At 64.1% G+C, this 12,196-nt stretch carries 5 protein-coding genes and 1 tRNA gene; all 6 read left to right on the top strand.

What is annotated here, in order from left to right; all coding sequences use genetic code 11:
- The first annotated feature begins 83 nt into the window (after positions 1-83).
- A complete protein-coding gene (locus PZE19_RS06085) occupies positions 84-2,123 on the top strand; it encodes a PulJ/GspJ family protein (RefSeq protein ID WP_277859681.1) in 2,040 nt (679 codons plus the stop codon).
- A gap of 129 nt (positions 2,124-2,252) precedes the next feature.
- A complete protein-coding gene (locus PZE19_RS06090; protein ID WP_277859682.1) occupies positions 2,253-7,949 on the top strand; it encodes a hypothetical protein in 5,697 nt (1,898 codons plus the stop codon).
- A gap of 176 nt (positions 7,950-8,125) precedes the next feature.
- Positions 8,126-9,403 carry a DUF1559 family PulG-like putative transporter gene (locus PZE19_RS06095; RefSeq protein ID WP_277859683.1) on the top strand — a complete coding sequence of 426 codons (1,278 nt, stop codon included), beginning with the start codon at positions 8,126-8,128 and terminating at the stop codon, positions 9,401-9,403.
- Positions 9,404-9,587: 184 nt separating this feature from the next.
- A tRNA-Ile gene (locus tag PZE19_RS06100) sits at positions 9,588-9,661 on the top strand.
- A gap of 168 nt (positions 9,662-9,829) precedes the next feature.
- Positions 9,830-11,455 (top strand): alpha/beta hydrolase-fold protein, encoded by a 1,626-nt coding sequence (locus PZE19_RS06105; RefSeq protein ID WP_277859684.1) that lies wholly within the window; start codon positions 9,830-9,832, stop codon positions 11,453-11,455.
- A 323-nt stretch (positions 11,456-11,778) separates the two neighbouring features.
- Positions 11,779-11,988 (top strand): hypothetical protein, encoded by a 210-nt coding sequence (locus PZE19_RS06110; RefSeq protein ID WP_277859685.1) that lies wholly within the window; start codon positions 11,779-11,781, stop codon positions 11,986-11,988.
- Positions 11,989-12,196: the final 208 nt, after the last annotated feature.

Here is a 12,196-nt window from a genome sequence, read left to right on the forward strand (position 1 = left end):
GACACCGCGTCCGACCCGGTCGGACGGCCTGACATGACCACATCCCGAGCGTCGTGCTCCCCGACCCCAAGGGTATAGCCGTGATGCAGAACGCCGTTGACCATCGCAGCCGTTCTTCGAGCCGACGCGGCGTGACGCTCGTCGAGATGCTCGTGACGGTCGCGATGTTGGTCCTGATGATGACGGTCCTGGTCCAGGTCTTCCAGGCCGCGACCGGAGCCCTCAACTCGGCCCAGAGCTTCCAGGAGCTGGACAACTCCTTGCGAAGGCTCGACGTCCAGGTCCGGTCCGACCTCGACGGCGTGACGGCGCGGCTCACCCCCCCCCTGGATCCGAAAAACAACCTCGGCTATTTCGAGTACGGCGAGAACGCCTTCGCCGACCTGCAGGGCGAGGACTCCGACGACTACCTCCGGTTCACCGCGAAGGCCCCGCCCGGACGGCCCTTCCGGGGCCGGGTCTTCCTGAAGCCGCCTTTCGACGTTGCGACGGGGAAGCTCCTCGATCCCGCAGATATGTCGGCCGCTCAATTGAGCCTCTACAAGAATTCGCAGCCGATCACGATCACGAGCGAGTGCGCCGAGATCATCTACTTCGTCCGCAACGGCAACCTCTATCGGCGCGTGTTGCTGATCGCCCCCGAGCGCCAGGACTCCATCGTCCCGATGTTCAGGAATACGTGGCCCGCGGCGGCGAGCCAGTTCACCAACGACTTCCAGTTCCAGCCCGGAGCGTTCGGCGGCTCGGCGATCGTCAGCTGGCAAGGCGTCAACGACCTCTCCGCCCGCCCGGCCAAGCGTGGCTCCGGCATCACGCCCGGCGCCGCCGCTCGGCAGATCGTGCTCAACACGCTGGGCGACCTCACGAACCGGGAGAACCGCTTCGCGGCCCCGCGGTTCGCCGACGACTATAACAACGACGGCGTCTCCGACGACGGCAACGCCGACGGAGTCCCCGACTTCTACCCGACGCTCTATGCCGACGCGACGGGGAGTTTCACGACGGCCGTCGGAAACCTGATCTCGGCCAAGAACGGATATGTGGCCAGTTTGCCGACAGGGGTCAATTATTTCTCGGCCATGGCCTTCCCCTATATTTTCCCAGGCGCCTATTCCCAGCCCGAGACCGACGTGGCCAACCTGGGATGGATCCATTCGCCGGTCCCCGACCAGACGACGAATATCGTCTCGGCCGGGGCGGCGAGCGCGTTGCTCTATCTCCAGCGGCTCAACCACAACCCGCTGGACGTCGGCGACAACCTGTATCGGCCCGAGTCCGGGAACAACACCTTCCAGACGTGGTGGGGGTTCCCGACGTCGCGAGAGACCCTCTCGCTGGGGTGGCAGGATCCGACCGTCCCGCCCAATTTCAACGCCGGCGACCAGGCCAATGGCCTGAGCCCCCGCAACCCCTCGAACGCATCAGGCGGGGTCCTCAGGGTTGCGGACGACGCCAACCTGCTCCCCCCGATGACGAGCGACATTCGCACCAATCCGCAACTGTTCACGGATGGTATGGGCACGAGCAGCGCCGTCTATTCCAACATGAGCGCCTTCTGGGCCAACGTCTGGGAAGACGACCTGATCATGACCGGGGTGCGCAGCTTCGACGTCAAGGTGCTCGACGACGTCTACGGCGGCTACGTCGATCTGGGGTGGGCCGACGACGTGCGGCTCACGGGGTCCGAGACGTTCCTGGCGGCCACCCCGCCGCTGTTGACCTGGGGCGTTAGTACCGTCAACTCCTTCACCACGTTCGGGCACGAGGGACGGATGCCGCCGCTGGTGGCGGACAACCGATACGACGCTCAGTTCGGCCAGAACACCTATCGCAGCTCTGGGGTATACACGGGCAACATCGGCGACGACAGCGGACAGGTGAATCGGCTCCGCCGCGTCTTCGACACCTGGTCCACCGACTACACGAACGCCCCCGCCCACGCGATCGACCCCTCGACCGGTCTGCGCGTCGGGCCGCCCAACGATCCGCCGGTCTATCCGTCGTATCCGCCGCCCTATCCGGCCCCCCTCAAGGGGATCCAGATCCAGGTGCGGGCCGTCGACCCGTCGAACCAGCATGTGAAACAGATCACCATCCGGCACGATTTCACGGACAAGCTCTGACGCCGATACCGCAACGGCCTCCTTCCGGCCTCGTGCGACCCATCCGGTCGCCGGCCCAGGCGAGGACGCAGAACGATTCCACGGGCTCGTCGAGCCCGCCCAGCGGCGAATCGACCTGGGAGAACCCTCATGTTGACGACGAATCGAGCCAGACTCAAGAAGCGCCGGGGCGTCGCGCTCATCCTGGTGCTGGGCATGCTGGGATTACTCGCGCTGATCGGCGTAACCTTCGCGACCTTCTCGGGGCAGGCCCGGATCGGCGCCCGCAACTACGCCCAGTCGGTGTTGCGTCCGCAGCCGAACGAGCTGATGGATTACGCCCTGTCCCAGCTGATCGGCGACACCGACGACGTCGGCTCCGCCATCCGCGGCCACAGCATGGCCCGCGACATGTTCGGCAACGACGCCGCCCGCAACGGATACGTCGATCGGAATCCGACCGACACCGTCGCCGGGCTTCTCAAATTTACCGGCGCCACGATCGCCACCACACCGGCCAAACGTATCGGCACGATCGAGTGCATCACCAACATCCCGCTCCCGTCCGCTAATCCCACTTTCTACGGCTACGATTTCACCCGGTGGGTGGTCAAGTTCGGCCCGCAGAGCGTGGTGACCGGTACCTCTGAGACGCGCCTCATCGGCCAAACCTTCGAGGTGCTGGAGGACGACGTCTCCGGAACGGTTAATGCAACCAACCACGTTTTCTATCTCTCACCGTCGCCGACGTCGGCCATGGGCCTCCGAAGCGGTTACCTCAGCCCCGACACCGATCGGTCGAAGACGGCCGATCAGGTCGTGGCCAGCGCGCTGGTCGGAGAATACGCGGGTGCCCCGGGGGTGCCGATCAACGTCGGCTTCGTCCTCGATGGCCGGGCGCTCCACGCGTTCAACGGCCCTGGCATGGGCACATCGGCCGTGTACGCTAATATGCGGTATAACGGCGGTCCTCTGGTCGGCAACAACTTGATCCTCCAGCCGGGAGAGCCGGATTCGGTCGGGATGGACGAGGATTACGACGCCTGCGACCTGGAGAACTGGTTCCTCGCAATCCAGAGCGCCGACGGCAAGGTCATCATGCCTTCCTTTCATCGGCCGGGCGTCCTGCGACAGTCGGATTGGTCGCTTACCACCGCCGATGTGCGATCGAAGATCCTTCGTCCCAGGGCGGCCGACGGTCACGATCCGCTGACGTTTCCGAACCTGAGACCCGAGGAGGCTACTGGGAAAATCCGTTACGATGTTGACAACGACGGCGACGGCCTCACGGACTCCGTTTGGGTCGACCTCGGCTACCCCGCGACGCGTGACGCGCGGGGGGTGTTGTTCAAACCGCTCTTCGCGTTCATGGTCATCGGCCTCAACGGCCGGATTCCGCTCAACACGGCGGGGAACCTCCAGCAACGGGACGACGCCGGCAACCCCGTCTTCATGCACACTTCGCACCTCGGCAACTCGCCGAGCGAGGTGGATCCGACCTTCGGGCTTCAGAATGATGCGACGAAGCCACAGGTCGACGATGCCTCAATCTCGGTCAATGTGACCCAGCTTAGGAGCCTGTTGACCGGCACGCGCCCCGACCCTACGGGAAGTTATGAGGATCGAAACCGGGTAGGGGGGTATGTCTTACCCAACAACGTCCCTGACGTCGCCGACAACCCCGCCACGGCGGGAATCCATCGGCTCGCTCCGCGCGCGGTGCCCGGCCGCTGGGGAGAGCCCGGGGCGATCCCCGAAATCTTCGACACGAGCGTGACCCCCTTCCTGTCCTTCTCCAGCATGGTGCGTGCGGGAGTCTCGGCTCTGGTCGGATCTGGAGTGGACGGCCGGGACGACGACTCGACGGCGTTCGACCACTGGCCATCGACGCTGGGGGCCGAAAGTCCAACGGTGGGAGGATGGCCGGCCGATTATTACGACGCGGCGGGAGACTTCGCCCTGCCGGCCGAGCGTATGCGTCGCTTCGTCACTCCCATGGATCTGGCCGGAGATGGTAAGGTTATCAGCGCCGTGAACGTGGGAAATACGGAGTTCATCTCGCCCGATATTTTCGGCCGGGTCGCCTATCACAAGTATTTTCGACCCCCCGGCGTCCCGGTGGCAACCGTGGGGGACGTCGTGGCTCGACAATCGCCACTGGCCAAGACGAAGGCTGGTGAGCCTTCCTGGGTGGATGGTTCCAACGCGACGATTCCTGGCACGGCGTTCGATGTGACCAATAATCCCCTGCACGGTTTCGAAGCCTTTCGCAATCCATCGCTCAAGGGAGTTGTCCTGCCACTTTCGCCGTTACACTTTGGGGCGGCTCCTACGGATCTGGATGCGAGCGGCAACCAAACACTTGACCTTTCCAACAACTGGACCACGACGAGCGGTGGTTCGACGGTGCCGACCTACAATAATCTCGTCAATTCGCTCATGTCGAGCGCCGGCCTTAACGAGGCCGCCGAGATGTCGCTCTATCAGCCGAACTCGGCCGACCGGCCTTTCGGCCATACTGACCTGGAATGGCTCTATCGGGCGCACGATCAGGACGGCGCCTCGCTGTCCAGTCGACTGTCGGAATTGGCCCCCCTCAGCTTCCGCGACTCCGCGGACGCCTTGCGCCGTCGCCGCCTCTATTCGATCGACACGTGGGATACCAACTCCATCACTTGGGCGAACGACAACCCCGGCAATCGATTCTCGGACAACCGACGGTTCGGATCGAAGGCCAATACCGGTCTGCGGACATTGTCGGATCTGGACACCGCCGATCCCGATTACGTTCCTTATGTCGCGGCGTCCACCGTCAAGAAGGTCCAGTCGCATACCCCTTCGTTGGTGCAACGTGATCGCAAGATCAACCTAAACTATCCCTTGCCCGTCTCGAACAGTTCGACGGAGCCGACCCGGCTCAAGTGGATTTCGGAGACCTACCAGTACCTGAAGACAATCTTGCCGCCGCTCAGCATCGACACCCCGGAGGAACTCGCGTTCCTCAGCCAGTACCTCGTCAACATCGTCGATTTCCGCGATCCGGACGCCACGATGACCCGATTCGTGAATCCGGACTGCACGATCCGTCCCGGCTCCGCGATGCCTGCGACGGCGCCGAGCCTCGTCCTCGCCACCGAACTTCCCGACGGTTCCGACCTGCCGTTGATTCAATACGGCATGGAATACAGCCCGGTGGCGATCAACGAGGTCCTGGCGTATTCGTTCTTGACGAAGATGGATACGCCCGCAGCGCCGTCGCCTCATCCCGTCTCGCGATTCTTTATCGAGCTGGTCAATACGCTCACCGAGTCCTCCACGAGCGGCGCAAGCAATGCAAGCACGCTGAATTTGGGCGGCTTCGGTTACACGATCAACAAACCTTACGAAGGCGGATGCTGGGACCTGATCTTCGCCGACGAGACCCCGTATACGCGCCCCGATCCATTTACAGGGCAACTCCTGCCGAATGGAGGGACCGGCTATTATGCCCCCCTGCCGCTCAATCGCGATGCCTTCCAAAACGGCGTATCCCTCGCTCAGGACGTGCAACTCGTCCCTTTGACAAAGGAAAGCACCACTCCTCCTCCCGCTGCAGGAACGGCAACGGCGCCACCGAAAAATTTCTACTACACGATCGGCAACGATCTGACGGTGCCGAATGGCGAGACCTCTGCTCCCAGCCAGACCTTCGCACCGGGCCCAAATGGTCCCAGTCCATCGTTGGTGCAAAGCCTGAAGCCTTCCTACGATCCGACGACTCAAACGGCCGTCCAGACGAATCCGGGCTTCGACATCCCTGCCGGCGTCCTCCCTGGTGTCGTACCTCCGCCGGGACAACCCACCGCCCCCTATCCAGGGCGAATTCCGGCGATCAACAATCGCGGAGATAATGCATACAAGTGGGTCTGCCTGCGCCGTCCCGCCAACCCGTTCGCGCCCGTCTCCGCGGACAATCCGATGATCGTCGTGGATTCGATGCGATTCCACATGATCGAGGGATCTGGGGAGCCGAAGATCAACGCCGCAGGCGAGGAGATCCCTGACCTGTCCGCGGCCAACAAAATCTACTCGACTCAACGCTTCCAGCCGAATCGCGGCGGACATCTCGTGCCCAGAGCCACCGGCAGCTTTGCGGGCCGAGATCTCGACGTCACCCGATACGGCTTCACGGAACAGCTGCTCGCCTCCCCGTCCACGACGACGGCGACGAATGCGGGTAATTTCGGAAAATCGAAGGATGGCACCCAGACATATCCGTCGACCAACGTCATCAATAACACGCTGGGGGATAAGACCCAGGGCTCGGCCGTGCTGCCGCGATGGGACTTTCTCGTGTTCCATGATCGCGACTTCACGAGCGTCGCGGAGCTTTCCCTCGTCCCCGGCTGCCCACCGGGTCTCTTCACCAAGCAGTTCGTGGAGTACGCACCCTCCGATGTCAACGTGAATCTGTCGAAATCCCCCAAGTTCACCGGCGATCGCACAAAGCCGAAGCCCACGAATTCTGTCACAGTCCCGAACCTAGCTACTCCTAACGTCGATAATTTCTCGGAGGATCCTCGCACCTATCCCTATCTGGTGGACCAGCTCTTTTACACTTCGGCGTCGCCTGGAGATCAGAGCCCGCCCGCTACGACATGGAACACCGTGTACGGGCCGAGCAGCGGGGGTTGGTTCAAGATGTTCGAGGTTTTCGAGGTCCCCAGCCCGGTCATGGGGGCGGTGGCTTCGGCGGCGAACGGCTTCAACTACGACTGGTTCCGTCAGGACATCAGACCCGGCCAACTCAATCTCAATCTGATCATCGATGAAGAGGTGTTCCTGGGGTTGGTAGGAAACGCCGGCTCTCGAACTCCGAAGACGACGTTACAGCAAGTTGTAAACGTACCGCCGGCTTTGAACGCGATCACGATCGACAAAGTGGACCCAAAGGGCTTCGACGCGACTTCCGACCACGTCCCGCTCGTCGTGACCGAATGGGATTACACCCAGTCTCCTCCGAGGCCGTCCGATCTAAACCCCTCGAACCCTCGAAGAGCCGCCTACCCGCTCAGCAATGTAGGATTCTATGACTCGGACCCGCTTATAGGTGGGAGCCTCAAGGGAGCTTTCAGCGATTTCTTGAAACTCCGCCACGGCAGTTCGGGCTACCTGTTCAGCCCCCTGCCAGAAGCTCCTTTTCGCTCGCTAACTTTCCCGGACATCAATGCCACCATCATGAGGCCGGCGACCCCGACCCTGAATCTGACCCAGGCGGATCACGGCATCGTGGCGAGAGATGCAGGGGTCAGGAATCCCGCGCTCCGGTCTCACTTGCCTCCGGGGCCCAACGATCCGATTTATCCTCCTGCAGTCCCGCCGAGGCGTCTGTTCCAGGTTCCAGATACAGATGCCGCGTCTAATAGTAATGCTTCCCGAGGAGGCGAGTCCTTTCAGCGGACCTATGCGCCGCCGTCGGTGGCCACGCTGAAGCAGCCTCAGGTCAATCTCACGAACTTCACGTCTGGTCAACCAGGCATGTTGGAAACGCAGGCGATGCATCCCTTCTGGCGCTCGGAGTGGATGCAGAAGATGATGAACCTCAGCACGGTGCGTACTCATCAATACGCCGTCTGGGTCACTGTGGGATTCTTCGAGGTCAAGTCGCAGGGGGATCCCTCCATGGCGTGGACCGATGTAAATGCGGCCTTCGACACCCTGGGTCGCGAGGTCGGACTGGTCGGGGGCAAGAACGTCCGACAGCGGGGTTTCTTCATCGTCGATCGTCTCAAGCTCGACGGCTTCGACGCCTCCAACCCCGGGAAATTCCGCGAGGCGGTGCTCTACCGCCAGGTTTTGAAGCAATGATGTTATGAATCCGTCGCTTCACCGGTCTTCTCGACCGGCGAATTGGGGTCTTGAGGCCCGCGACGATGGAATTCGGCGTCCGTCACAGGCCCCGCCGGCGAACGTATTGTCTTAGGGGACGTCGTCTCGATAGGATCCAGTGGTCTCGTTCTTCCCGTCTACGAAAGGACCGCCTCATGAAGCCCCGTCGCCGCCGCCAAGGTTTCACGCTGATCGAGCTGCTGGTCGTCATCAGCATCATCGGCGTCCTGGTCGGCCTCCTCCTCCCGGCCATCCAGTCGGCTCGCGAGGCCGCCCGCCGCGCCCAGTGCCAGAACAATCTCAAGAACATCGGCCTGGCGTTGAACAACTTCGCCATCCGCAAGGGTTCGTATCCCCCCGCCGGCCTCTTCTTCGAAGACCCGGCCTCGCTGCCGGTGCCCAAGACGGCCCCCCAGGGCGACATCACCAAGTCGGTCCTCTATCGCGTCGGCGACGCGCCGGCTTCCACCGACGCGGCTCGCGCGGGCAAGAGCTGGGTCGTGGAAATCCTCCAGGACCTCGACCAGGCCGACCTGGCCAATAACTGGACCCAGGAGCTGAGCTACCTGGCGACGGCCGCTCCCGGCACCTCGACCCCCAATGCGAATATCGCTCACGCTTCGTTGAGCATCCTGCGATGCCCCGACGACTCCAACTTCACGGCCAACGAAGGCAACCTGAGCTACGCGGCCAACGGCGGGTTCGCCCGCTTCGGCGCCTATCCGTTCGGCTGGACCGGCTACTCCCTCGACGGCGGCACGGGCGGCAGCACCGGCACGATGCTCAAGTGGGATTCCACGGGAACCCAGACCCTCGCCCAGGCCGTCCAGCAGAAGCTGGGCGTCATGTTCATCAACTCGATCTACAACAACAACTCGACGATCACGGGCGACGACACCGACATCCCCGGCGCCCAGAACGGTCGCAACCCTTACTGGGGCGGGATGAAGACCACCACGGCGAGCATCGTGGACGGTTCCGGCTCGACGGTCCTGCTCGGCGAGAACACGCTGGTCGGCTACTCGACCGGCACGACGTTCTCCGGCTCCTCCGAGACCAACTGGGCGGCTCCCTGGCCGACCTTCTCGATGTTCATCGCCTCCGACAATGTCTGCGGCACGTCCGGCGACTGCACCGCGGGCCTGGCCGGCGGAACCTCGGCGGCCGACGCCCAGGGCTGGGGCGCCGCGAACCGCGTGGGCGGTTTCGAGAACATCGGCTACGGCCAGACGCTGACGATCAAGGGGTCGTTCCCGTTCGTCACCAGCGGCCACCCGAACGGCTGCAACTACGGCTTCTGCGACGGCTCGGTCCGGTTCATCAGCAACACGATCGACGGCACGGTCTACGCCAAGATCATCACCCCGGCCGGGAGCAAGCTGCCCCTGCCGTACAAGCAACTGCCGGTCAGCCAGGACGCCTTTATCCAGTAAGGCGGTCGAGGCGTCTTTCGGATTGACGGCCTGAACGAGACGACGGGCCCCCATCGACCCGCCCCGCGAGCCCCACCGGCCCGCGGGGCGGGTCGTTTCCTTTTCGGGGATCCGAGGCCGGCCGAGGGGGTGGGTGGTTGACTCACCGGCGCCTTCGGCTAAACTATCTCCTGTCCCGCACGCCGGGCGCATAGCTCAGTTGGCTAGAGCGTACCCCTGATAAGGGTAAGGTCCCAGGTTCGAATCCTGGTGCGCCCATTCGAGTCCCTCCCCTTCCTCGCCCGCTTTCGTCCTCGGGTCCGACGCGGCCCGGCCCTTTTGCCCGACCTTCGCTCGGGATAGGATCAGCCACCGATGCGGTCACGCCTTAGGGGGCGTCCCGCTCTCGGCGCGCCCGAGGCCCCCACTTTCTCATGAGAGCGAACGATGATGCGACGATCGGCTCGGCTGGGGTTCGTCCTGAGGGTCTTCGGGCTCGGCGTCGTCGCGTGCGGGGTTTCGTCCGCAGAGGAAACGCCGAAGGGCGAGGTCCAGAAGCACGTCTTCGAGGCGAGCACCATCTTCCCGGGGACGACGCGCGATTACTGGATTTACCTCCCCAAACAGTACGACGCCTCGAAGCCCGCCGCCCTGTTCGTCTGCCAGGACGGAGTCCAGTACGACGCGCCCGCGGTTTTCGACGAGCTGATCGCCAGGCGGGAGGTCCCGGTCCTCATCGGCGTCTTCGTGATGCACGGCCGGGTCAAGGCGACGTCCGACGGGGCCCTGGATCGATTCAACCGCAGCTATGAGTACGACGGCCTGGGCGACGCCTACGCCCGCTTCCTGATCGAGGAGCTGCTGCCCGAGGTCGAGAAGCAGAAGACGGCGGACGGTCGCCCGATCCGGATCACCCGGAGTCCCGACGAACGCGCGATCGCCGGGTCGAGCAGCGGGGCCGTCTGCGCCTTCACCGCCGCCTGGGAACGCCCCGACTCTTTCCGCCGGGTCTTCAGCGGCATCGGCACCTACGTCGGCCTGCGGGGCGGCAACGTCTATCCCACGCTCATCCGGAAGTACGAGCCCAGGCCGCTGCGGGTGTTCATGGAGGACGGGGCCGACGACCTGAACATCTACGGCGGCGACTGGTGGATGGCCAACCAGGAGATGGAGCGAGCGCTGACGTTCGCCGGTTACGAGGTCGCCCACGCCTGGGGCGAGGGCGGCCACAGCTCCAAGCACGCGACCGAGATCTTCGCCGACGCGATGCGGTGGCTCTGGAAGGACTGGACGGTCCCCATCAAGCCGGGCCCAGGGGCCGAGAAGCTCCGGGAGATCGTCGTTCCCGGCGAGGGCTGGTCCGTCGCCGCGGCGGGCGTCAACGCCTCGTCGATGACCGTCGACCCGGCCGGCGACGTCTACGTCAGCGACGCGGCGGCCTCACGCATCCAGAAGATCTCCGCGGACGGCCGCGTCGAGAGCGTCTCGGATCGGCCCGACAAGGTCGTCGACGCCCTCCTGGGACGGCTCACGCGTCACGACGGCGCCCGTTTCGTCCCGTTCCCCGGGCCCGGCGAGACCTCGACCAGCGGCCGGCAGATCGAGGCCCGTTCGCCGACCGGGGCCGCGGTCGTTTCGAACACGGCGCTGCCGGAGGCGGGCAGCCTCGTCCTGTCGCCCGATCAGTCCTTGATGTACATCGCCGACGCCGCGAGCCGCTGGGTGTACAGCTACCAGGTCCAGCCCGATTTGAGCCTCCAGTTCGGCCAGAAGTATCACCACCTCCACGTCGGCGACGACGCCCGCGACGCGGGGACCAGCGGGCTCGCCGTCGATCGCGACGGTCGGCTCTACGCGGCCACGGCGCTCGGCGTCCAGGTCTGCGACCAGGCGGGCCGGGTCAACGTCATCCTGCCGACGCCTCGTGGCGCCGCGACGTCCCTGTCGTTCGGAGGTCCGAATTTCGACGTCCTCTACGTGGGGACGGGGACCGGCGTCTACAAGCGTAAGGTCAAGACGCGAGGCGCAAACGCCTTCGACCCGCCGCGGAAGCCCGAGGCCCCCCGCCTTTGATGGGCTGACGACTTAAGTGCGCACCATCTCAACCGCAGCAATTTCATGCCGGCGTCCAGCCTGGCATGAGATCGCACGCGCCTACGACGCTCAGAAAGGGTGCCCCGTGCTTCACGGCAACTTCGCGCCGAATTTGAGAAACAGGGCGACACAGGAGGCACGTCGGCCCCTATCCTACGTAGTTGCGAGGTCGGTCTCGGCAGGAACTGCGGGTTGAGCCCTGGCGACCGACGCCGCACATCCACGATCGCACCCCACCGCGACGGTCGCCCGTCGCATCGATCCCCGACGATCCCTCCTGGATTTCGGTGAGGAACGTGAACATGACGAACGAAACGCGATCCCAGAGTCCCACGGTCGTACTGCGGATCAGCGACGGCTCGCGGCTGGTGCGTCAGGCGTTCGCCGATTTCGGTCAGGCTTCCCGCAGCGCCGAGGCCTACGCGCGGGAGGGGTTCGTCGTCGACATGATGTCGGCGACGGGGCTGTTCATCATGGATTTCGAGACTGTCCGTCGCGGCCTGGCGGTGTAGGCGCACGTGGCCTCGAAGGTCGTGATAGGCCGAAATCAGGGGGTCGGAAGGGGCCGGGAGCGAGAATATCGCCGAAACCCCTGGGTTTTTGGGGGTCGACCCTGATTTTCTCTGGATGTTTCGGGCATAATCGTCGAAAACGATCGGCAGGAGCCACGACGACCACTCTTCAACGGGGAGGGAGGATCCGACCGGCTCGCGAGACGTT

Origin of the sequence: Paludisphaera mucosa (assembly GCF_029589435.1) — a bacterium.
GTDB classification, from domain to species: domain Bacteria; phylum Planctomycetota; class Planctomycetia; order Isosphaerales; family Isosphaeraceae; genus Paludisphaera; species Paludisphaera mucosa.